18 protein-coding genes are annotated in these 21,165 nt (G+C 69.9%); 11 read left to right on the top strand and 7 right to left on the bottom strand.

What is annotated here, in order from left to right; genetic code table 11:
* Positions 1 to 6: 6 nt before the first annotated feature.
* From HEP74_RS08725 to HEP74_RS08750, 6 genes are all read left to right on the top strand, one after another.
* Positions 7 to 1,491, top strand: coding sequence for an NAD(P)H-hydrate dehydratase (locus HEP74_RS08725; RefSeq protein WP_185816085.1), 1,485 nt, complete (start codon positions 7 to 9; stop codon positions 1,489 to 1,491).
* Entirely contained in the window at positions 1,488 to 1,967 is a 480-nt protein-coding gene (gene tsaE / locus HEP74_RS08730; RefSeq protein WP_185816086.1) for a tRNA (adenosine(37)-N6)-threonylcarbamoyltransferase complex ATPase subunit type 1 TsaE, read from the top strand. The genes HEP74_RS08725 and tsaE overlap by 4 nt, the downstream gene beginning before the upstream one ends.
* A gap of 81 nt (positions 1,968 to 2,048) precedes the next feature.
* Positions 2,049 to 3,695, top strand: a complete 1,647-nt coding sequence (locus HEP74_RS08735) for an N-acetylmuramoyl-L-alanine amidase (RefSeq protein ID WP_185816087.1) — start codon at positions 2,049 to 2,051, stop codon at positions 3,693 to 3,695.
* 159 nt (positions 3,696 to 3,854) lie between these two features.
* The gene (gene mutL / locus HEP74_RS08740) at positions 3,855 to 5,720 is read left to right on the top strand and encodes a DNA mismatch repair endonuclease MutL (RefSeq protein ID WP_185816088.1); all 1,866 of its coding nucleotides are present in this window, start codon (positions 3,855 to 3,857) and stop codon (positions 5,718 to 5,720) included.
* A complete protein-coding gene (locus HEP74_RS08745) occupies positions 5,720 to 6,649 on the top strand; it encodes a DUF1684 domain-containing protein (RefSeq protein WP_185816089.1) in 930 nt (309 codons plus the stop codon). The genes mutL and HEP74_RS08745 overlap by 1 nt, the downstream gene beginning before the upstream one ends.
* Before the next feature lie 13 nt (positions 6,650 to 6,662).
* Positions 6,663 to 7,637, top strand: a complete 975-nt coding sequence (locus HEP74_RS08750) for a TraB/GumN family protein (RefSeq protein WP_185816090.1) — start codon at positions 6,663 to 6,665, stop codon at positions 7,635 to 7,637.
* Positions 7,638 to 7,756: 119 nt separating this feature from the next.
* Here the strand turns inward: HEP74_RS08750 and phaR are convergent, their stop codons facing one another.
* From phaR to gluQRS, 3 genes are all read right to left on the bottom strand, one after another.
* The gene (gene phaR, locus HEP74_RS08755; RefSeq protein ID WP_009597630.1) at positions 7,757 to 8,272 is read right to left on the bottom strand and encodes a polyhydroxyalkanoate synthesis repressor PhaR; all 516 of its coding nucleotides are present in this window, start codon (positions 8,270 to 8,272) and stop codon (positions 7,757 to 7,759) included.
* 204 nt (positions 8,273 to 8,476) lie between these two features.
* The gene (gene phbB, locus HEP74_RS08760; protein ID WP_185816091.1) at positions 8,477 to 9,217 is read right to left on the bottom strand and encodes an acetoacetyl-CoA reductase; all 741 of its coding nucleotides are present in this window, start codon (positions 9,215 to 9,217) and stop codon (positions 8,477 to 8,479) included.
* A 57-nt stretch (positions 9,218 to 9,274) separates the two neighbouring features.
* A complete protein-coding gene (gluQRS, locus tag HEP74_RS08765) occupies positions 9,275 to 10,186 on the bottom strand; it encodes a tRNA glutamyl-Q(34) synthetase GluQRS (protein WP_185816092.1) in 912 nt (303 codons plus the stop codon).
* Between the two features lie 103 nt (positions 10,187 to 10,289).
* Between gluQRS and htpX the strand changes: the two genes are divergently transcribed.
* Positions 10,290 to 11,177: a protease HtpX gene (gene htpX, locus HEP74_RS08770; protein WP_185816093.1), complete on the top strand. Its 888-nt coding sequence runs from the start codon at positions 10,290 to 10,292 to the stop codon at positions 11,175 to 11,177.
* A 175-nt stretch (positions 11,178 to 11,352) separates the two neighbouring features.
* Here htpX and HEP74_RS08775 read toward each other — a convergent pair whose 3' ends face one another.
* The 3 genes from HEP74_RS08775 to HEP74_RS08785 form a co-directional block, all read right to left on the bottom strand.
* Positions 11,353 to 13,425, bottom strand: coding sequence for an EAL domain-containing response regulator (locus tag HEP74_RS08775; protein WP_185816094.1), 2,073 nt, complete (start codon positions 13,423 to 13,425; stop codon positions 11,353 to 11,355).
* 195 nt (positions 13,426 to 13,620) lie between these two features.
* Positions 13,621 to 14,817 carry a BaiN/RdsA family NAD(P)/FAD-dependent oxidoreductase gene (locus HEP74_RS08780; protein ID WP_185816095.1) on the bottom strand — a complete coding sequence of 399 codons (1,197 nt, stop codon included), beginning with the start codon at positions 14,815 to 14,817 and terminating at the stop codon, positions 13,621 to 13,623.
* Positions 14,814 to 15,359: a YaeQ family protein gene (locus HEP74_RS08785; protein ID WP_185816096.1), complete on the bottom strand. Its 546-nt coding sequence runs from the start codon at positions 15,357 to 15,359 to the stop codon at positions 14,814 to 14,816. Before HEP74_RS08785 ends, HEP74_RS08780 begins: the two co-directional genes overlap by 4 nt.
* Positions 15,360 to 15,401: 42 nt before the next feature.
* Here HEP74_RS08785 and HEP74_RS08790 point away from each other — a divergent pair, with 42 nt between their 5' ends.
* From HEP74_RS08790 to HEP74_RS08800, 3 genes are all read left to right on the top strand, one after another.
* Entirely contained in the window at positions 15,402 to 16,307 is a 906-nt protein-coding gene (locus tag HEP74_RS08790; RefSeq protein ID WP_185816097.1) for a pseudouridine synthase, read from the top strand.
* Positions 16,308 to 16,900: 593 nt separating this feature from the next.
* Positions 16,901 to 17,110 (top strand): cold-shock protein, encoded by a 210-nt coding sequence (locus HEP74_RS08795; RefSeq protein ID WP_006451993.1) that lies wholly within the window; start codon positions 16,901 to 16,903, stop codon positions 17,108 to 17,110.
* Between the two features lie 332 nt (positions 17,111 to 17,442).
* On the top strand, positions 17,443 to 18,138 hold the full coding sequence (locus tag HEP74_RS08800; protein WP_185816098.1) for a glutathione S-transferase family protein: 696 nt from the start codon (positions 17,443 to 17,445) through the stop codon (positions 18,136 to 18,138).
* Positions 18,139 to 18,208: 70 nt separating this feature from the next.
* On the opposite strand, the gene HEP74_RS08805 is transcribed toward HEP74_RS08800, so the two are convergent.
* Positions 18,209 to 19,105 (bottom strand): alpha/beta hydrolase, encoded by an 897-nt coding sequence (locus tag HEP74_RS08805; RefSeq protein WP_185816099.1) that lies wholly within the window; start codon positions 19,103 to 19,105, stop codon positions 18,209 to 18,211.
* 439 nt (positions 19,106 to 19,544) lie between these two features.
* Between HEP74_RS08805 and HEP74_RS08810 the strand changes: the two genes are divergently transcribed.
* A complete protein-coding gene (locus HEP74_RS08810) occupies positions 19,545 to 21,098 on the top strand; it encodes a protein adenylyltransferase SelO (protein ID WP_185816100.1) in 1,554 nt (517 codons plus the stop codon).
* Positions 21,099 to 21,165: the final 67 nt, after the last annotated feature.

Consider the following 21,165-nt stretch of genomic DNA (forward strand, 5'->3'; position numbering starts at 1 on the left):
TCGCGCATGTCCGACTCGTTCGATCTCTACGACACCGCCGCCGCGCGGCGCATCGATGCGCAGGCCACGGCCTTGCTCGGCGGCGACGGCTACACGCTGATGCAGCGTGCCGGCCAGGCCGCCTGGCAGGCGCTGCTGCAGCATTGGCCGCAGGCGCAGCGCATCCTGGTGGCCTGCGGCACCGGCAACAACGGGGGCGACGGGTATGTGCTGGCGCGGCTCGCGCATTGCGCCGGACGCCGCGTGCGCGTGCTGCATCTGCCTGGGCGGGGGCCGCAATCGGCGTTGGCGCAACGCGCCTGCACCGACTACATCGGCGTCGGCGGCCGGATCGAGGTGTTCGATGCGGCGCTGGATCCGGCCGACGTGGTCGTCGACGCGTTGCTCGGCATCGGCCTCAATCGCGCGCCCGACGCCGAACTGGCCGCGCTGCTCGGCGCGCTCGCCGGGCTTGGGGCGCCGGTGTTGGCGCTGGACGTGCCCAGCGGCGTGGACGCCGAACACGGCACCGTGCCAGGTGCCGCGTTGCAAGCAACGCTGACCGTGCAATTCATCGTCGCGCATGCCGGCTTGCATACCGGGGCGGCGCTGAACCATGTCGGCGCTACCGCACTGGTGACGCTGGAGGTGCCGGCCGCCGCGTTCGACGGCTGCGCGGCGCAGGCGCAGGCCTGGACCGGCGCGGCGCTGGCCGCGCGCCTGGCGCCGCGTCGGCGCGACAGCCACAAGGGCGATTCCGGGCATGTCCTGTGCATCGGCGGCAATCTCGGCAGCGGCGGTGCGGTCATGCTCGCTGCCGAATCGGCGTTGCGCAGCGGCGCCGGCCTGGTCAGCGTGGCGACCCGCACCGCGCATGTCGCGCCGCTGCTGGCGCGTTGTCCGGAGGCGATGACGCACGCGGTCGAGGACGGCGCGGCGCTGGCACCGCTGTTGCGCAGGGCGAGCGTGGTCGCGCTGGGTCCGGGATTGGGCCAGGACGAATGGGCGCAAGGCCTGTGGCGGCTGGCACTGGCCGCCGAACTGCCGTTGGTGATCGACGCCGATGCGCTGAACCTGCTGGCGCAGGCGCCGCGGGCGTTGCCGGATGCAGTGCTGACCCCGCACCCGGGCGAGGCCGGGCGCCTGCTCGGCATCGCCACCGCCGAAGTGCAGCGCGACCGCTTCGCCGCCGCCGCGGCGCTGGCCGAGCGCTACCAGGCGGTGGTGGTGCTGAAAGGTGCCGGCAGCATCGTCGCCGCGCCGGGGCGGGTTCCGCGCGTCATCGCCGCCGGCAATCCGGGCATGGCGGTCGGCGGCATGGGCGATCTGCTGACCGGGGTGATCGCGGCGCTGCGCGCGCAAGGCCTGGCGGCCTTCGAAGCGGCCAGCATCGGCGCGTTGCTGCATGCCGCCGCCGGGGATCGCGCCGCTGTCGCCGGCCAGCGCGGCCTGCTGCCGTCCGATCTGCTGCCGGCGCTGCGCCACCTGGCCAATCCGGACGCGAACCGATGATGCGGCTGCAACTGCAAGACAGCGACGCCACCGAGCGCCTGGGCCAGGTCCTGGCCGCCACGCGCCCGGCGCAGGCGATGGTGCATCTGCGCGGCGATCTCGGCGCTGGCAAGTCGACCCTGGCGCGGGCATTGCTGCGCGCGCTGGGCGTGCAGGGCGCGATCCGCAGTCCGACCTACACCTTGGTCGAGCGCTATCCGCTGGCCGATGGCGAGGCCTGGCACCTGGACCTGTATCGGATCGGTGCCGCCGGCGAACTGGATTTCCTCGGGCTGGACGAGGCATCGGCGACCCTGTGGCTGGTGGAATGGCCGGAGCGCGGCGGCGATGTACTGCCGCCTGCCGACCTGATCGTGGCCCTGGCGCTGCACGAAGACGGACGCGCCGTGCAACTGCAGGCCGGCACCGCGATCGGCGCGGCTTGGTTGTCGCAAATGGCGGAACGGGACGACTTGCGGAGTTTTTCTGCCGGCTGACACTAGGAAGTGCGGGCAGGTTATGGATTATTAAGGGAAAACCGCTTGTGTTTATGGCCGCGGGATGCTTGAATCGCCTCCATGCGCCTGGGGACCCGTTTTTTCGCCTGTTCCGCCATCGCCGCAGGCTGGTGCCTAGCGGCGCAGTCGGCGTTTGCCGGTCAGGTCCAGGCGGTTTCGGTCGGTAATGGCGCCACCGGCACGCGTGCCGAGATTCGGCTGCAGGGCAGCGGCGGCTTCACCACGCTGACCCTGGCCAATCCCAACCGGTTGGTTGTCGATCTGCCCGAATCCTCCGCTGCGCAGGGCCTGAAGCTGCCTGTGGGCAACGGCGTGGTCACGGCCGTACGTACCGGTCATCCGGTCCCCGGGACCTTGCGCATCGTGTTCGACCTGAGCAGCCCGGTGGTGGCGTTCAAACCGCAGATGCAGACCGTGGCCGGCAGTTCGGTGCTGGTGATCGAGTGGCCGGGCGATGCGGCGTCGGCCAAACCGGTGGCCAATGCCGGCAATGGCGTGGCGACGCCCGCGCCCACGGCCTCCGCGGCGCCCACCACAGTAGCGGTCGAACCCAAGCCGACGCCCGATCCGCGCCTGGAAGCGGCGCGCGCGACGGCGGCCCTGACCTCGTCGGTGGTGCAACGCGCAGCACCGGTACCGCCGCCGCCGACACCGGTACAGCAGGCACCCATACAGCAGGCACCGACGACGACCGCGGCGACTCGCCCGGGCGTCGTGCCGGCGCCGGCTGCTGCACCCGGCACCGCCGTTGCCTCGATGGCACCGACCGCGTCCGCGTCCGCCTCGGTCGGCGCCGCCGTGCCGGCGCAGCAGGGCGCCGTCGCCGCAGCGTCGATGCCCGATCGGCCCGACGCGGCCAGCATCGACGATGCGGCCGCCGCCGCCGCCGCCGAGGTGCGCCCGGTGATGCCGAGCGCACCGTCGCGGGTGGGGATGAAGCCGGGCATGCGGCCGTTGATCGTGGCCATCGATCCCGGCCATGGCGGCCAGGATCCCGGTGCGATGGGGCCGACCGGCAAGCGCGAGAAGGACGTGACCCTGGCGATCGGCCGCGAACTGGCGCGGCAGATCAACGCCACGCCGGGCATGAAGGCCTACATGACCCGCGATACCGACGTGTTCATCCCGCTGCCGATGCGCGCGCAGAAGGCGCGCGCGGCCAAGGCCGACATCTTCATCTCGATCCACGCCGACGCCGCCGAGAACCGCAGCGCGACCGGCTCTTCGGTCTATGTCCTCTCGACCAAGGGCGCTTCCTCGCAGCGCGCACGCTGGCTGGCGGACAAGGAAAACGCGGCCGACCTGGTCGGTGGCGTGCGCCTGCAGAAGACCGACAGCACCCTGGCCAGCGTGTTGCTGGACCTGGCCCAGAGCGGGCACATGAAGGCCTCCGAAGACGCCGCCGGGCACGTGCTGGGCGGACTCAAGCGGATCGGCAACAACCACAAGCCGGAACTGGAGCGGGCCAACTTCGCGGTGCTGCGCACCTCGGACATGCCGGCGATGCTGGTCGAGACCGCTTTCATCTCCAATCCGGACGAAGAGCGCCGGCTGACCGATCCGGGTTACCAGCGGCGCCTGGCCGGTGCGGTGCTCGATGGCGTCAATACGTTCTTTACCCGCCAGCCGCCGCCGGGCACGCTGTTCGCCGCGCGCGCGCAGGCCGAGGCGGAAGCGGCCAGCACCGTGGCTGGCGGCAGCCGCTGAGGCGCTCGGCTATCATCGCCGGCTGATCCCGATGGCGGCGTCCGCGCCGTGAGCCGTGCCGATGTCTTGTAACCGTTTCCGCTCTCCCGTTTCCGAATCCGGCGCGATCGCGCGTCGGCCGCGTTGCGCGTGCGCGCCGCAGTGCGGGAGCGAGCCGGCATGAGCATTCGCCAATTGCCCGAGATCCTGATCAACCAGATCGCCGCGGGCGAAGTGGTCGAGCGTCCGGCCTCGGTGGTCAAGGAACTGGTCGAGAACGCGCTGGACGCCGGCGCGCGCCGCGTGGACATCGACCTGGAAGAAGGCGGTGTGCGCCTGATCCGGATCCGCGACGACGGCGGCGGCATTCCGTCGGAGGAATTGCCGCTGGCGGTGTCGCGGCACGCGACCAGCAAGATCGCCTCGCTCGACGACCTGGAGTCGGTCGGCACGCTCGGCTTCCGCGGCGAAGCGCTGCCGTCGATCGCCTCGGTCAGCCGCTTCACCCTGTCCTCGCGCCGCCCCGGCGACGAGCACGGCGCCGCGCTGCAGGTCGACGGCGGCAAGGTCGGGCAGGTGCAGCCGCGCGCGCAGGCGCCGGGCACCACGGTCGAGGTGCGCGAGCTGTTCTACAACGTGCCGGCGCGGCGCAAGTTCCTGCGCGCCGAGCGCACCGAACTCGGCCATATCGAGGAATGGCTGCGTTCGCTGGCGTTGGCGCGCCCGGACGTGGAATTGCGCGTGTCGCACAACGGCAAGCCGTCGCGGCGCTACAAGCCGGGCGACCTGTATTCGGATGCGCGGCTGGGCGAAACCCTGGGCGAGGACTTCGCGCGGCAGGCGCTGCGCGTGGACCACAGCGGCGCCGGGCTGCGCCTGCACGGCTGGATCGCGCAACCGCATTATTCGCGCGCCAGCGCCGACCAGCAGTACCTGTACGTCAACGGCCGCTCGGTGCGCGACCGCAGCGTCGCGCATGCGGTGAAGATGGCCTATGGCGACGTGCTGTTCCATGGCCGGCAACCGGCCTATGTGCTGTTCCTGGAACTGGAGCCGGCGCGGGTCGACGTCAACGTGCATCCGGCCAAGCACGAGGTGCGCTTCCGCGATGCGCGGCTGATCCACGACTTCGTCTATCGCACGCTGCAGGACGCGCTGGCGCAGACCCGCGCCGGCAGCACGCCGACCGCGGGCGATGCCGCGCAGGCGGCGCCGCTGGCGTATGCCGGCGGTGCGTTGCCGATGTCCGGCAATGCGAGCGGCAGTGGCTCCGGCGGCCAGGGCTACGGCGCGCAATGGCGCCCGGCGCAGTCGCCGCTCGGCCTGCGCGTCAACGAGGCGCCGGCCGCCTACGCCGCGCTGTACGCCGCGCCGGCCGGCGCCGGCGATGCCGCAGCAGGGATGCCGCTGCTCGCACAGGACGCAGCTGGCGGCCTGCCGGCGACTTCGGCCGACAGCGGCGTGCCGCCGCTCGGCTATGCGATCGCGCAACTGCACGGCATCTACATCCTGGCCGAGAACGCCGAAGGCCTGATTGTGGTGGACATGCACGCCGCGCACGAACGCATCGGCTACGAGCGGCTGAAGAACGCGCACGACGGCATCGGCCTGCATGCGCAGCCGCTGCTGGTGCCGATCACCCTGGCGGTGGGCGAGCGCGACGCCGACACCGCCGAACGCGAGGCGGAAACGCTGGCCGCGCTCGGCTTCGAGATCACCCGCAGCGGTCCGCAATCGCTGCACGTGCGCAGCATCCCTGCGTTGTTGGCGCAGGCCGAGCCGGAAGCCTTGCTGCGCGACGTGCTGACCGACCTGCGCGAGCACGGCCACAGCCGCCGCATCGCCGGCGCGCGCGACGAACTGCTGTCGACGATGGCTTGCCACGGCGCGGTGCGCGCCAACCGGCGCCTCACCGTACCGGAAATGAACGCGCTGTTGCGCGACATGGAAACCACCGAGCGCTCCGGGCAGTGCAATCATGGGCGCCCGACCTGGGCACGGTTCACGCTGGGCGAGATCGATCGTTGGTTCTTACGGGGGCGCTGATGGGCAAGCGGGGAAGGGCGGCGGCGCTGCTGGCAGCGCTGCTCGCGTTGGGCGCATGCGGCAAGCAGGCACCGGCACCGGCCGCGCCGGCGGTCGCCGACAAGGCGTTCCTGGCCGAGCAGCAGCGTTGGCGCGAACAGCGCAAGCAGGAACTGCAGGCCGCCGACGGCTGGACCAGCCTAGTCGGCCTGCACTGGCTGGAACTGAAGGAGCACTACATCGGCAGCGGCCCCGGCAGCGGCATCCGCCTGGCGGTCGGACCGGTGCGGATGGCGTTGGTGTCGCGGGTGGGCGCGCAGGTGTTCCTGACCCCGGAACCCGGCGCAGGGCTGAGCATGGACGGCAAGCCGCTGCAGCGGCGCACGCGCGTGTACAGCGACCACGACGCGACGCCGAGCGTGATCGACTTCGACGGCGGCAAGGGCAAGCTGAGCCTGATCGAGCGCGGCGGCCGCTATGCGCTGCGGGTCAAGCACGCCGATGCGCCGACCCGGCTCGGCTTCGCCGGGCTGAACGATTGGCCGCCGGCCGAATCCTGGCGCATCCGCGGTCGTTTCGTGCCCAACGCGCAGGGCAAGACCCTGCCGATCGTCGACATCATCGGCGTCACCACCGAGTCGCCCAACGCAGGCGCGCTGGAGTTCGAGCGCGACGGCAAGCGCTTCCGCCTGGAAGCGATCGGCGAACCCGGACGCCCGCTGTTCGTGGTGTTCGCCGACCGCACCAGCGGCCGCGGCAGCTATCCGGCCGGGCGCTTCCTGGACGTGCCGGCGCCGAACGCCGACGGCAGCGTGGTGCTGGATTTCAATCGTGCCTACAACCCGCCGTGCGCGTTCACCCCGTTCGCGACCTGTCCGCTGCCGCCGCCGGAGAACCGGCTGGACCTGGCGGTGGAAGCCGGCGAGAAGACCTACGCCGCCGCACATTGAACCGAGACTTCCGATGACGCCGATCCCGCGCCTGCTGCGCTGCCTGCTGTTGTGTCTGACCCTGTTCGCCGCCGCGCCGGTGCCGGCGCGCGTACCACCCGCGGCTGCGGCTGCGGCGCCCAATGCGCCGCCGGCGCCGCCGACGCCGCTGCTGTGGAAAGTCAGCGGGCCGCGCGGCGCGCTGTACCTGCTCGGTTCGTTCCACCTGCTCAAGCAGGACGACTATCCGCTCGCGCACGAGGTGGATGCCGCCTACGCCGCGTCGCCGCGGCTGCTGTTCGAACTGTCGCCGCAGGACGTGGCGTCGCCGCAGCTGGGCGCGCAGATGCTGCAGGCGGCGCAGCGCCAGGACGGCAAGCGCCTGCAGGACGATCTGGACGCGGCCGCCTGGCAGCGCCTGCGCCGCTACGCCGCCGGCCACGGCCTGCCGCTGGAGCAGATGGGCGGATTCGAACCCTGGTTCGTCGGCCTGAGCATCAGCATCGCCGAGATGAAGGCGCAGGGGCTGCAGGCCGATGCCGGGCTGGACCGGCATTTCATGGACATGGCGGTGCAGGCCGGCAAGACGGTCGAGGGCCTGGAAACCGCGCAGGCGCAGATCGCGATGCTCGACGGCATGGAGCCGGTGGAGCAGAAGCAGATGCTGGTCGAAGCGCTGGATGATGCCGAACAGGGCGCGGCGCAGACCCAACGCCTGCACGATGCCTGGCGCCGCGGCGACGAGCGCGTGCTTTGGCAGGACATGGGCGTGGAGATGAAGCGCGACTATCCGCGGCTATACCAGCGCATCAACGTCGATCGCAATCAGGCCTGGGTGCCGCGGCTGGAGCAGCGCCTGCGCGACGGCCAGGGCGACACCCTGGTGGTGGTCGGCGCCTTGCACCTGCTCGGCCCCGACGGCGTGGTCGAAGCGTTGCGCGCGCGCGGTTACAAGGTCGAGCGGATCTGTGCCGGTTGCCGGACGTCGCCAGCGCCGCGTTCGCGCTGAGGTAGCGGCAAAATTTTGTAGGAGCGGCTTCAGCCGCGACAGGCACTATTGGTAAAGCCTGTCGCGGCTGAAGCCGCTCCTGCAGTGGGCGGGAGCGGCGGAGCGCTCTGCGGCGCGGCTCAGCGCGCGCGCGACTTCGGTGCGGCGCCGGCGGCCGGCGGCTCGCTCGGCTTGGTGCCACCCGCGGCAGGACGGCCGAAGCCGGTGCCGAGGTTGCGCTGGAATTCCTGCCACAGCTCCATGTTGCGCTCGGTGAGCTGGTTCATCATGGTCCACGGGGTCTGCCCGAGCAGATTGCCCATCTGCTGGCGGAACTGCTGCTGCTGGTCCAGGAACACCTGCATGCTGCGCTCCAGGTAGTTGCCCATGAAGCCCTGCAGCGAATCGCCGTAGAAACGGATGATCTGGCTGAGCAACTGCGTGGACAGCATCGGTTCGCCGTCCTGTTCCTGGTCGGCGATGATCTGCAGCAATACCGCGCGGCTGAGGTCTTCGCCGGTCTTGGCGTCGCGGACCTCGAATTCTTCGCCGTCGATGATCAGCTGGCGGACGTCTTCGATCGTGATGTAACTGGAAATCTCGGTGTCGTAGAGGCGGCGATTGGGGTACTTCTTGATGATGCGGATCTCAGCCATGAAGCGTTCGCTCTTGACGGTAGGCGCGCAGCATGGCGCAGCGCAGCAGGGCTTGCAACCGCCAAAAGCCCCTGAACTCGGGCGCGACGGCAAAAAAAATGCTGCGCAGCACGGATGCGAAGCGCGCAATGCCAGCTGCAGCATTTTCGGTAGCGTTACCTCGACTGTGCCGCCCGCGCGCCTGAGCGGTTCAGTCGCCTGTCGCTACCAGCCCATGTGGTGGCCGCCGTTGATGTCCAGGTTGGAGCCGGTGATCCAGGCCGCCTCTTCGGCGACCAGGAACGCGACCGCGTAGGCGATCTCCTCCGGCCTGCCCAGGCGCCCGGTGGGGATGTCGGCGATGATCTTGGCGCGCACCTCTTCCGGCACCGACATCACCATGTCGGTGGCCACGTAGCCCGGCGACACCGTGTTGACGGTGATGCCGTAGCCGGCGTTCTCGCGTGCCAGGGAAATGGTGAAGCCGTGCATGCCGGCCTTGGCCGCGGCGTAGTTGGCCTGGCCGTACTGGCCCTTCAGGCCGTTGATCGAACTGATCTGGATGACCCGGCCCCAGCGTTGCTTGCGCATGGCTTCGATCACCGGGCGGGTGACGTTGAACACCGAGTTGAGGTTGGTGTTGATGACCTCGTGCCACTGCTCGGCGGTCATCTTGTGGAAGGTGGTGTCGCGGGTGATGCCGGCGTTGTTGATCAGCACCTCGATCGGGCCGAGCTGCCGCTCCACTTCCTGCACCAGCGCTTGCGCGTGGTCGGGCGAGGCGACGTCGCCGGCGACGATGGCGATCTCGTGGCCGCGTTCGCGCATGCGCTGCTGCCAGGCGTGCGCCTTGGCCGCGTCGCGGTAGTTGCTGGCCACGCGGTGGCCCTGTGCGGCCAACCGCTCGCAGATGGCGGTGCCGATGCCGCCGGTACCGCCGGTGACCAGCGCAACGCGTGATGTCATGGATTCGCTCCGGATGGGGGAAGAGGAGAGGGCCGCGCCGCAGCCGAAACCCCGATTCTAGTCAGCCTTGGCGTCGCTGGGGATACCGGTCGCGTCCGCCAGCGTCCGATCCTGCGCCGGCAGCCGTGCCGGCTCGAACGCGCGCAGCGCCGCGGCCAGCAGTGCGGCCACCGAGCCGGCCCCAGCCAGCGCCGCCGGAACCTGCCCCAGCAGGGTCCAGGCCATGCGCAGCGCGGGCAGCGGATCGGCGTCGTCCAGCGGCAGCGCCGCATGCGATTTGGACAGCTTGCGGCCGTCGCCGCCGAGCAGCAGCGGCAGGTGCAGGTAGTTCGGCGTCGGCAGGCCCAGTGCGCGCTGCAGCAGGATCTGCCGCGGCGTCGAATCGAGCAGGTCGGCGCCGCGGACCACGTCGCTGATGCCTTGCGCGGCATCGTCGACCACCACCGCCAACTGATAGGCCCAGCAGCCGTCGGCGCGCAGCAGCACGAAATCGCCGACCTCGGCATGCACGTCCTGTTCGACATCGCCGCGCGCGCCGTCGCGAAACCCGACCGTGCTACCCGCGGCCACGCGCAGGCGCAGCGCCGGTTGCGGCCGCACCTGCGCGGCCACGCAGCGGTGGTGCACGCCGCCTTGCGCGGCCAGTTCGCTGCGGCTGCAACTGCAGGCGAACGCCTGGCCGCTCTGCAGCAGGCGCTGCGCGGCGGCCTGGTAGACGGCGCCGCGCTCGCTCTGGCGCAGGATCTGCCCATCTGCTTCCAGCCCGAAGGCGCGCAGGCTGGCGAGTTGGCGTTCGGCCGCGCCGGGCACGCTGCGCGGCCTGTCCACGTCCTCGATGCGCAGCAACCACTCGCCGCCGGCATGGCGCGCCAGCAGCCAGCTGCCGAACGCGGCGAGCAGCGAGCCCAGGTGCAGCGGGCCGGTGGGCGAGGGCGCGAAACGGCCGCGGTAGGGAGGGGGCGAGGACATGGGCAAGCTGAATCGTCGGTCAGGTATGCGCTTGAATTCAAGCTGTACGCGCCGCAGATTCGAGTCAGTCCTTCATTTTTCCTGGTGCGGAGTCCACGCCTGCATGTTCAATCGAATCGCCCTGTTCCTCATCACCAATCTGGCGGTGCTGGTGCTGGCCGGCATTGTCATGTCCGTGTTCGGGATCAATCCCAACCAGATGGGCGGCCTGCTGGTGATGGCCGCGCTGTTCGGCTTCGGCGGCTCGCTGGTGTCGCTGCTGCTGTCCAAGTTCATGGCCAAGCGCGCCACCGGCGCGCAGGTGATCACCGAGCCGCGCAACCACACCGAGCGCTGGCTGCTGGAGACGGTGCGGCGGCAGGCGCAGGCCGCCGGCATCGGCATGCCCGAGGTCGCGGTCTACGACGGCCCGGAGATCAACGCCTTCGCCACCGGCGCCAATCGCAACAACGCGCTGGTCGCGGTGTCCACCGGCCTGCTGCGGAACATGACCGAAGACGAAGCGGAAGCCGTGCTCGCGCATGAGATCAGCCACGTCGCCAATGGCGACATGGTGACGATGGCGCTGCTGCAGGGCGTGCTGAACACCTTCGTGATCGTGCTGGCGCGGGTGGTCGGCGGGGTGGTGGACGGCTACCTGTCCGGCAACCGCGACGGCGGCCGCCGCGGCCTGGCCTACTACGCCATCGTGATGGTGCTGGAGATGGTGTTCGGCCTGTTCGCGACGATGATCGCGATGTGGTTCTCGCGCTACCGCGAGTTCCGCGCCGACGCCGGCGGCGCCAGCCTGGCCGGTCGCAACAAGATGATCGCGGCGCTGCAGCGGCTGGAACTCAACCACGGGCAGAGCACGCTGCCGTCGCAGGTGCAGGCGTTCGGCATCGCCGGCGGCCTGGGCCAGGGCCTGCGCAAGCTGTTCATGAGCCACCCGCCGCTGTCCGAGCGCATCGCCACGCTGCGCGCCTCGCACAGCAACGCGACGGTGAGCTGAGGCAGGCGGCAGGTCCTCCCGCCACGGCGGACTCGAACCGCCGGCTGCGCTTAGCAGTCGACTCAGGCAACGCCAGGCAGGGCACCCCGCCTGGCGTTTCTTTTTGCAGGTTCGTGTGGAACGGCCTGGCCACTGCCGTTGCGAATCCCCAATCCCCAATGCCGAATCCCGGCCTTCAAGCAAAATCGAAGCTCATCCCCGGTCCCGCCAGGCCGACGAATTCGCCCTGCACGTAGTCGACGCCGGCGCTGAACAGCAGGCTCATCGAGGTAGCGTCGGCGACGAACTCGGCGATGCTGCGGATCCCGGCCGACTGCGCGCGCTCGGTGATCTCGCGGATCTTTTCCTGGTGTTCGCGGGTCTGCGCCAGGTCCTGGGTGAAGCCGCGATCCAGTTTCAGGAACGAAGGCTGGAAATGCGCCAGCAACTGGAACGAGTCCAGGCCCGAGCCGAACTGCTCCAGCCCGACCTTGCAGCCCAGTCCGGTGGCCGCCGCCAGGAACTGCTGCGCATTGCGCAGGTGGGTGAATACCTTGGCTTCCGGCGTCTGCAGCCACAGCCGCTCGCCGGGCACGCCGTGCGCGGCCAGTTCGCGGCGGATCAGCTCCACCATCTGCAGGTCGGCGAAGGCGTCCGGGCTGATCTTAACCAGCAGGCTGGTGGCATGGCCGGCGCGCTGGCGCTCGCCGATCACCGCGATCGCGCGCGCCACCACCCAGCGGTCGATCTCGGCCATCAGCCCGTGTTCGGTGGCGATGCCAAGGAACGTGGTCGGGCCGATGATCTCGTCGTTGCGCTCCAGGCGCAGGTAGGCCTCGTACAGTTCGTGCGGCTCGCCCTGCAGGTTCAGCACCGGCTGGTAGTGCAGCAGGAAGCCGTCGCCGGCCAGCGCCTCGCGCAGTTGCTGCACCCAGCGCTGGATGCGCTCTTCCTCGACCCGGTCGGCCGCGCCGGGGTCGAAGATCTTGCAGGCGTTGCCGCCCAGTTCGATGGTGGCCTGCACGTTCTCGCTGGCGCGGGCCAGGACCTGGCCGACGGTGGCGATCTTCTCGCCGATCTGCACGCCGCCGATGCTGACGGTGACCGTGGCCGAGCGTTCGCCGACGCTGAACACGTGCGCGGCGTAGGCGTTGAGCAGGCGCTCGGCCTGCGCCGAGGTGCGGGCGTAGTCGCCCTGCAGCAGTAGCGCGAAATTGTGCTCGCCGAAGCGCGCCGCCTGCACGTCGCCGTCGATCGCCGCGGCCAGGTGCTGGGCCAGCGCCGCCACCAGCGCGTCGGCCGAGTCCAGGCCGATGTCGGCCAGCAGCCGCGTGTAGTGGTCGGGTTCGACCAGCAGGAAGCCGTAATGGCCGTCGCCGCGGCCGACCTGGGCCACCGCGTTCTCCAGCGCCAGCATGAAGGTCGGACGGTTGAGCAGGCCGGTGACCTGGTCGCGCTGGCGCAGGTCCTCGACCTCGCGCGCCAGTTCCGGATCGAATTCCTCGCGGCGGCGGAACACCACCTGCACGCAGGCCTCGCCCTCGTAGCTGGCGGTGGCGAACTCCATCGTTGCCGGGAAGCTCTCGCCCTCCATCGTGCGCGCGTCGACCTGGTACTGCGCCGGCGGCGGTTCGCCCTTGCCCAGCGACTTCAGCAGTTGCTTGAATTCCTCCACGTGCTGCGGCGCGACCATGTCCAGCAGCGAGACGCCTTCCACGTCGTCGAACGAGTCGAAGCCGAACATCTCCAGGTAGGCGTCGTTGGCGCGGATGTGCATGCCTTCGTGGATGTAGGCGATCGGATCGCGCGAGGAGGCGATCAGCGCATCGCAGCGGCGCTCGGTCTCGCGCATCTGCGCCTCGATCCGGCGCAGGCCGCGGCGCGCGTGCAGGTCGGCCCAGGTGTTGCGCAGCACCGACAGCAGGTGCTCGGGACGCTGGCGCAGGGCGATCGCGCGCGCGCCGCCGGCCACCGCCTCGACCCATTCGTTCTCGTCGATGCTGTCGGCGAGCAGGATCACCGGGATGTCCTTGCCGCTGGCGCCCACGCGCTGCAGCACCTGCGGCAGCGGGATGGCCTGCGAGCGCGCGCTCAGCACCAGGTCGATCGGCTGCGCGGCGAGCATGGCGCCCAGTTCCTCTGCGTGCTGCGGCCGCGACGGCCGCACCGCGATGCCGCTGTTGCGCAGGCTGCTGACGATCGCTTCGGCGTCTTCACCGCTGTCGTCGACGATCATCAGGCGCAGGGTGGTGTCTTTGCCTGTTTGCATGAAGCCTCCCGGAGACGGGGTTTAATACACGATGCCCGCAGCGGCGTCCATGTGTGGCCGGGATTCGGGATTTGGGATTGGGGATTCGTTACAGCGGTTCCCGGTGCCTGAACGTTCGTGGGTTGACCAAAGCTGGGTGTAAACATCGAAGCGCGCCGTTGCGAATCCCCAATCCCGAATCCCGAATCCCGGCCGTCAGGCCCCTCCGCCAGCGGCATGGCCCGAGGCCCAGGCCCATTGGAAGTTGTAGCCGCCCAGCCAGCCGGTCACGTCCAGCACCTCGCCGACGAAGTACAGGCCGGGCATCTGGCGCGATTCCATGGTCGCCGACGACACCTGATCGGTATCCACCCCGCCCAGGGTGACCTCGGCGGTGCGGTAGCCCTCGGTGCCGCTGGCCACCAGCGGCCAGGCGCCGAGCAGGGCCGCGGCGGCGCGCAGCTGCGGTTCGTCGAGCTGGCGGACCGGCTTGTCCGGCAGCCAGACCTCGCACAGGCGCTGCGCGAAGCGGCGCGGCAGGGCCTCGCCCAGTACCGTGCGCAGCTCGGCGGCGCCGCGCAGGCGCTTCTGCTCGCGCAGCCACGCGGCCGCGTCCTGCCCGGGCAGCAGGTCCAGGCGCAGGTCGTCGCCCGGCTGCCAGTACGAGGAGATCTGCAGGATCGCCGGGCCGCTGATGCCGCGATGGGTGATCAGCATGAAGTTGCGGAAGCTGGCGCCATTGCAACTGGCTTCCACCGGCAGCGCCAGCCCCGACAGGTCCTGCAGGCGTTCCTGGTGCTTGCCGCTGAGGGTCAGCGGCACCAGTCCGGCGCGGGTCGGCAGCACGGCGTGGCCGAACTGGCGGGCCAGTTCGTAGCCGAAGCCGGTGGCGCCCAGGCTGGGAATGGACAGCCCGCCGCTGGCCACGACCAGCGAGGCGGCGTGTACCGGGCCGTCGTCGCTGTCGATGCGAAACCCCTCGCTGCCGCGTTCCACGCCGCGCACCGCGCACTGGGTGCGAATGGTCACCCCGGCCGCGTCGCATTCGTCCACCAGCATGCGCACGATCTGCTTGGAGGAGATGTCGCAGAACAGCTGGCCCAGTTCCTTCTCGTGATAGGCGATGCCGTGGCGTTCGACCATCTCGATGAAATCGGCCGGGCGGTAGCGCGCCAGCGCCGACTTGCAGAAGTGCGGGTTGGCGGACAGGAAATTGCCTGGGCCGGTGCCGGTGTTGGTGAAATTGCAGCGCCCGCCGCCGGACATCAGGATCTTCTTGCCGACCTTGTTGGCATGCTCGATCACCCGCACGCGGCGCCCGCGGCGGCCGGCGGTCAGCGCGCACATCAGCCCGGCGGCGCCGGCGCCGATGACCGCGACGTCGACCCGGATCGGCTCGGCGCGCGCGCTCATGCCGCGGCTTTGCGCACCGTCGGGGTGAAGGTGACGCTGCCCTCGTCGCCGAGCAACTGCACTTCGCCGTCCTGGATCACCACGTCGAAACGCATGCTGCGCTGGATCAGCTCGGCCGCCGAGGCGACCGCGTCGCCGGGCAGGTCGATCACCTGCAGCGGCTTGAGCTTGAGCAGGCCGGAGGCGTTCTTCTCCCACCAGATGTCGGCGACGCGGCCGCCGTAGTTGACCACCACCACGTCGCGGGCGCGGCCGCAGGCCTTGCGGATGCGCGATTCGTCGGGCTGGCCGACCTCGATCCACTGCTCGATCGCGCCGGTGTAGTCCATTCGCCACAGGTCCGGCTCGTCGTCGCTGCTCAGGCCCTTGCCGAACAGCAGGCGTTCCTCGGCGAACAGGGCGAAGGTCAGCAGCCGCGCCATCAGCCGCTGGTCGGTTTCGGACGGATGCTGGGCCAGGGTCAGCGAATGCGCCGCGTAGTAGCCGCGGTCCATGTCGGAAATCTGCAGCTCGGCCTTGCGGAGGGTGGCGGTGAGGGCCATGCGGCTACCGGGATCAAAGGGCGGCCATGATAATGCGTGGCGATGTCCGATCCCCGCCCACCGTCCGCATTGGTTCCGGCCCCGAGCCGCTGGCAGCTGCCGCCAGGGCCGTGGCCGACGCTGCTGGACGGCTTGTGCGCGCGCTTCCCGCAGGTGTCGCGGGCACAGTGGCAGGATCGCTGCGCCCGCGGCCGCGTGCAGGATCTGCACGGGCAGCCGTTGCCGGCGTCGCTGCCGTACCGGGTCGGGCTGGACGTGCGCTATTTCCGCGAGGTCGCCGATGAGGCGCCGATCGCCGGGGTGGAGCGCATCGTCCATGCCGATGCGCATCTGGTGGTGGCCGACAAGCCGCATGGGCTGCCGGTGACCCCGTCCGGGCGCTACCTGCGCGAGACCTTGCTGGCGCGGCTGGTGGCGCGGCTGGGCAATCCGGCGCTGGTGCCGCTGCACCGGCTGGACCGCGCCACCGCCGGGCTGGTGCTGTTCTCGGCCGATCCGCGCAGCCGCGCCGCCTACCAGGCGCTGTTCCGCGAGCGGCGCATCGCCAAGGCCTATCAGGCGCTGGCCCCGGCCTTGCCGGGACAGGCGTTTCCGCTGCTGCGCGCAAGCCGGCTGGTGCGCGGCGAGCCGTTCTTCCGCATGGCCGAGGCCGACGGCGAGGCCAACAGCCTGACCCGGATCGAGGTGCTGGACGCTCCGGACGGACCGCTGTGGCGCTACGCGCTGGCGCCGGTGACCGGCCGCAAGCATCAGTTGCGCGTGCACATGGCGGCGCTGGGCGCGCCGATCCTGGGCGATGCGCTGTATCCGCGGCTGCGCGCGGAGGAGGAGGGCGCTGACGCCGACACGCTGCACTTGTTGGCCTGCGGCCTGGCGTTCGACGACCCGCTCAGTGGGCAGGCGCGCAGTTTCGTCAGTGCGCAGACTTTGGTTTGGCCGCCGGCGTGACGACGTGGCCTAACTCTGCGAGACGCTGCGCGCCGGACCCTCACCCCAACCCCTCTCCCGGCGGGAGAGGGGCTATGCACCCCTGGCTGTTCCCTTCTCCCGGCGGGAGAAGGTGCCCCGAAGGGGCGGATGAGGGTCCGGGCGTAGCCTCGCGCACCCAAACTCCGCGAGACGCTTCGCGCCGTACCCTCGCCCCAACCCCTCTCCCGATGGGAGAGGGGCTTGTAGTGTCATAGTGGGCGACTGTTCCGTGCGCTGGCACGCTATCCAGTGGAATGCCCGGCAAGGGCAGGGCGGCTGCGCAATTTGCGTAGAACGGCAGGTGTATCGACCGCACTGCCGCGAACTTTAGGCCTGGGTTCAGCATCTTTGTGGGCGATCTCGGTTTGTCTACACAAACTTGTCGCTTTTTGCGGACGACCCGCGTATGGTTGGTCCACTGTGTTTGCTAGGGTCACCGTGAATCGTGGCCTGGTGCAGTTGATCTCGCGATCCGCTTCATCGTTCCGCTTTACCAACGCCTGCAACTCAGTCTCGGCCCCGATACCCGGTGGCTGCGATTTTCTTCAATTCAATGTTTCAGGAGTTAGTAAATGTCTGATCGTCAGAGCGGTACCGTGAAGTGGTTCAACGATGCCAAGGGCTTCGGCTTCATCACCCCGGAAAGCGGCCCGGACCTGTTCGTGCATTTCCGCGCCATCCAGGGCACCGGCTTCAAGTCGCTGCAGGAAGGCCAGAAGGTGACCTTCGTCGCCGTGCAGGGCCAGAAGGGCATGCAGGCTGACCAGGTGCAGGCCGTCTAATTTAGACGCCAGCTACCGCAAGGTCGCCAGAACGCCGGGAGCGCAAGCTTCCGGCGTTTTTATTTGTGCGCGTACCTGCTGCATCTGCCTGGCCCAGCCTGGAGCCGTATCGGCGTCGGCGCCAAGCGCAGCTCCAGCGTCGTCGATACCGGAGACGCTGCGCGGCCATAGGGCTTCTGGAAACCCTCTATTTCTTAATTTCACGTAAGCGTATCAATGGTTTGCGAGCGTGCCGGTTGAATTTTTCGGGGTGATTGGAAGTTCCCTGTAGCCGCGATCCCCACGCAGACCCGGCTACCATGGCCGCCCCCCGCGCCTTCGGAACCGTCGCCATGATCACCGTCCACCACCTCAACCAGTCCCGTTCCCAGCGCGTGCTGTGGCTGCTGGAGGAACTGGCGCTGCCGTACCAGGTGGTCAAGTACCAGCGCGACAAGCAGACCATGCTGGCGCCGCCGGAATTGCGCGCGATCCATCCGCTGGGCAAGTCGCCGGTGCTGGTCGACGACGGCCAGGTGCTGGCCGAATCCGGCGCGATCCTGGATTACCTGGTGGAGCGCTACGACACCGAGCGCGCGCTGTCGCCGTCGCCGCAGCCGCTGGAGGCGCCCGAGCGCCTGCGCTACCGCTACTGGATGCATTACGCCGAGGGTTCGGCGATGCCGCCGTTGCTGATGAGCCTGGTGTTCGGGCGCATCCGTTCGGCGAAGATGCCGTTCTTCGTGCGGCCGATCGCCCGCGCCATCGTCGACAAGGCGATGCACGGCTTCGTCGGCCCGCAACTGAAGCTGCACCTGGACTGGATGGAGCGCGAACTGGCGGCCACCGGTTGGTTCGCCGGCGACCGCTTCACCGCCGCCGACGTGCAGATGAGCTTCCCGGTCCAGGCCGCGGCCGCGCGCGCCGGCCTGCAGGCCTATCCGAATCTGGCCGGCTTCGTGCAGCGCATCGAACAGCGTCCGGCCTACCAGCGCGCGCTGCAGCAGGGCGGGCCGTTCGAACTGCTCGGCAGCGGCAAGGCCGGCTAGGGCGCGTCCTTCATTCCAGGGCGGATCGCGGCGCGCGGCGAGGGCGCTCGATACGCTGCGCTAGCTTGGTTTACGGTTGCGGCATGCGCGGTTGGCACTGGCGCACGAAGGCGATGCTGTCGGCCATGACCGGCAGCGCCGGATCGTCCTTGCGCAGCGCCAGCGCCAGGCGCAGATGGCCGACGCCTGGATAGAGCTTCAGCTCGGCGGGCACGCCGGCGCCTTGCAGGGCCGCCTGTAGCGAACGGCTGTCGCGCGGCTCGACCACGCGGTCGTCGGCGCCGTGCAGCAGCAGCGCCGGCGGTTCGTCGCCATCGACGAAGGCGACCGGTTGCGAACGCCGCTGCTGCGCCGGGTCGCGGCCGAACATGCCGATCAGGTCGGGATCGGTCAGCGGCAGGAAATCGTAGGGACCGGCCAGGCCGACCAGGCCGCACAGTTGCCGCGGCGACAGGCCTTGCGCCTGCAGCCAACTGCCGTCGGTGGCCAGCAGTGCGGCCATGTGCGCACCGGCGGAGTGGCCCATCAGCACCAGCCGGCGCGGGTCGCCGCCGTGCTCGGCGGCATGGCGCTGGCTCCAGGCGACCGCGCTGGCGGCGTCGTGCATGAAACCGTCCAGGGTCACCTGCGGATACTTGCGGTAATCCGGCACGATCGCGACCACGCCATGCCGCGCCAGCGCCTCGCCGGCCCAGCGGTACTGCTGGCGGTTGCCGGTCTTCCAGGTGCCGCCGTGGAAGAACACCACCACCGGGGCGTTCTGCGCCGCGACCGGGCGATAGACGTCCAGCTTCAGGCCATGCGCCGCATCGAACACGATCCCGCGCTGCTCGCTCAGCCCGTTGCGCGCGGAGCCGGCGTTGAGGCCGCCGAAGAACACGCTGCTGCAGGCGGAGACCAGCAGCGAGGACAGCGCGACCAGCAGGTGGCGCGGCCAGCGCGGCGGCAACGGCGAACGTTCGGACATGGACGGTACCTGCAGGAAAGGAGCGGGAGCATGCCGCATGCATGTGTCGGCAGCGAGTGCATGGCGTCGGCGGCGCTGCAGGCAAGTACGCGCGAGATGTCGCTGCGGATGCGCTGGCTTGGTTGCAGTTCGCTGTTTTCTTCTCCTGCCAGGACCATGGCTGCCTTTTCGGGGAAGGTGCCCGGTAGGGCGGATAAGGGTAGGGCGAAGCCTCGTGCGCCCAACTCCGCGAGACGCTTCGCGCCGCACCCTCACCCCAACCCCTCTCCCGATGTGAGAGGGGCTAGTGCTGTTCCTTCTCCCCTCGGGAGAAGGTGGCCCGCAGGGCCGGATGAGGGTACGGGCGCAGCCTTGCGCACCCAACCCAGCGAGACGCTTCGCGCCGCACCCTCACCCCCAACCTCTCTCCCGACGGGAGAGGGGCTGTAAGCTGACGCGTATGCCTGCATTGCGCTTCGACAACCGTTTTACCGCCGAGCTGCCTGGCGATCCCGAGCGCGGACCGCGCCTGCGCGAGGTGCTGGGCGCGCTGTGGTCCGAGGTCGCGCCGACCCCGGTGGCCGCGCCGCAGTTGCTTGCCCATTCGCGCGAGGTGGCGGCCATGCTTGGCTTGTCGGAGCAGGAGGTGCTGGCGCCGCAGTTCGCCGAGGTCTTCGCCGGCAATGCGCTTTACCCGGGCATGCGGCCGTACGCGACGAACTACGGCGGCCACCAGTTCGGGCATTGGGCTGGTCAGCTCGGCGATGGCCGCGCGATCGCGCTGGGCGAGGCGCTGGGGGCGGACGCGCAGCGCTGGGAGCTGCAGCTCAAGGGCGCCGGGCGCACGCCGTATTCGCGCGGCGCCGATGGCCGCGCGGTGCTGCGCTCGTCGATCCGCGAATTCCTTTGCAGCGAGGCCATGCACCATCTCGGCGTGCCGACCACGCGCGCGCTGAGCCTGGTCGCGACCGGCGAGCGCGTGGTGCGCGACATGTTCTACGACGGCCATCCGCGCGCCGAGCCGGGTGCGGTGGTGTGCCGGGTGGCGCCGTCGTTCGTGCGCTTCGGCAGTTTCGAGTTGCCGGCTGCGCGCGGCGAGACGGCCTTGCTGCGGCAACTGGCCGATTTCGTGATCGACCGCGATTTCCCCGAACTGCACGCAAATGGCGCCACGCGCCATGCCGACTGGTTCGGCGAGATCTGCGCGCGCACCGCGACGATGGTCGCGCACTGGATGCGGGTCGGCTTCGTGCATGGGGTGATGAACACCGACAACATGTCGATCCTGGGGCTGACCATCGACTACGGCCCGTATGGCTGGATCGACGACTACGATCCGGACTGGACGCCGAACACCACCGACGCCGAGGGCCGCCGCTACCGTTTCGGCACCCAGCCGCAGATCGCGTACTGGAACCTGACGCGGCTGGCGCAGGCGCTGGCGCCGCTGTTCGACGACGTCGCGCCGCTGCAGGCCGGGCTGGCGCGTTTCCGCGAGACATACGCGCAGGCCGAACGCGACAACACCGCCGCCAAGCTCGGCCTGGCCGCATGCGGCGAGCCCGATCTGGCGCTGATGCAGGACCTGTTGCAGCTGCTGCAGCAGGGCGAGGTGGACATGACCCTGTGGTTCCGCGGGCTGAGTGCGGCGCAGCTGCCGACGCTGGCGGACCTGGCCGTTGCGTTCTACGACCCGGCCAAGCTGGCCGCGCAGGCGCCGGCGTTCGAGGCCTGGCTGGCGCGCTATGCGCAGCGGCTGCGCGACGATCCGTTGCCGGAAGCCGCGCGTGTGGCGAAGATGCGCGCGGCCAACCCGCGCTACGTGCTGCGCAATTACCTGGCGCAGCAGGCGATCGACCGTGCCGAGCAGGGCGACGCCGACGGCATCGCCGAATTGCTGGAGGTGATGCGCCGGCCCTACGACGAGCAGCCGGGACGCGAGGCGTTCGCGGCGCGGCGCCCGGACTGGGCGCGCGAACGCGCCGGTTGTTCGATGCTGTCGTGCAGTTCCTGACGCGAGAAGCACTGTAGGAGGGGCTTCAGCCCCGACGGTTTCCCTGAAAGGCATCGGTGCTGGAGCG

This window comes from Xanthomonas sp. SS (assembly GCF_014236835.1).
In the GTDB taxonomy this organism is placed as follows: domain Bacteria; phylum Pseudomonadota; class Gammaproteobacteria; order Xanthomonadales; family Xanthomonadaceae; genus Xanthomonas_A.

Excerpts from the sequence above, each read along its gene's own strand:
- HEP74_RS08725 (WP_185816085.1), top strand. The coding sequence starts at position 7 with ATGTCCGACTCGTTCGATCTCTACGACACCGCCGCCGCGCGGCGCATC.
- tsaE (WP_185816086.1), top strand. The coding sequence starts at position 1,488 with ATGATGCGGCTGCAACTGCAAGACAGCGACGCCACCGAGCGCCTGGGC.
- HEP74_RS08735 (WP_185816087.1), top strand. The coding sequence starts at position 2,049 with ATGCGCCTGGGGACCCGTTTTTTCGCCTGTTCCGCCATCGCCGCAGGC.
- mutL (WP_185816088.1), top strand. The coding sequence starts at position 3,855 with ATGAGCATTCGCCAATTGCCCGAGATCCTGATCAACCAGATCGCCGCG.
- HEP74_RS08745 (WP_185816089.1), top strand. The coding sequence starts at position 5,720 with ATGGGCAAGCGGGGAAGGGCGGCGGCGCTGCTGGCAGCGCTGCTCGCG.
- HEP74_RS08750 (WP_185816090.1), top strand. The coding sequence starts at position 6,663 with ATGACGCCGATCCCGCGCCTGCTGCGCTGCCTGCTGTTGTGTCTGACC.
- phaR (WP_009597630.1), bottom strand. The coding sequence starts at position 8,272 with ATGGCTGAGATCCGCATCATCAAGAAGTACCCCAATCGCCGCCTCTAC.
- phbB (WP_185816091.1), bottom strand. The coding sequence starts at position 9,217 with ATGACATCACGCGTTGCGCTGGTCACCGGCGGTACCGGCGGCATCGGC.
- gluQRS (WP_185816092.1), bottom strand. The coding sequence starts at position 10,186 with ATGTCCTCGCCCCCTCCCTACCGCGGCCGTTTCGCGCCCTCGCCCACC.
- htpX (WP_185816093.1), top strand. The coding sequence starts at position 10,290 with ATGTTCAATCGAATCGCCCTGTTCCTCATCACCAATCTGGCGGTGCTG.
- HEP74_RS08775 (WP_185816094.1), bottom strand. The coding sequence starts at position 13,425 with ATGCAAACAGGCAAAGACACCACCCTGCGCCTGATGATCGTCGACGAC.
- HEP74_RS08780 (WP_185816095.1), bottom strand. The coding sequence starts at position 14,817 with ATGAGCGCGCGCGCCGAGCCGATCCGGGTCGACGTCGCGGTCATCGGC.
- HEP74_RS08785 (WP_185816096.1), bottom strand. The coding sequence starts at position 15,359 with ATGGCCCTCACCGCCACCCTCCGCAAGGCCGAGCTGCAGATTTCCGAC.
- HEP74_RS08790 (WP_185816097.1), top strand. The coding sequence starts at position 15,402 with ATGTCCGATCCCCGCCCACCGTCCGCATTGGTTCCGGCCCCGAGCCGC.
- HEP74_RS08795 (WP_006451993.1), top strand. The coding sequence starts at position 16,901 with ATGTCTGATCGTCAGAGCGGTACCGTGAAGTGGTTCAACGATGCCAAG.
- HEP74_RS08800 (WP_185816098.1), top strand. The coding sequence starts at position 17,443 with ATGATCACCGTCCACCACCTCAACCAGTCCCGTTCCCAGCGCGTGCTG.
- HEP74_RS08805 (WP_185816099.1), bottom strand. The coding sequence starts at position 19,105 with ATGTCCGAACGTTCGCCGTTGCCGCCGCGCTGGCCGCGCCACCTGCTG.
- HEP74_RS08810 (WP_185816100.1), top strand. The coding sequence starts at position 19,545 with ATGCCTGCATTGCGCTTCGACAACCGTTTTACCGCCGAGCTGCCTGGC.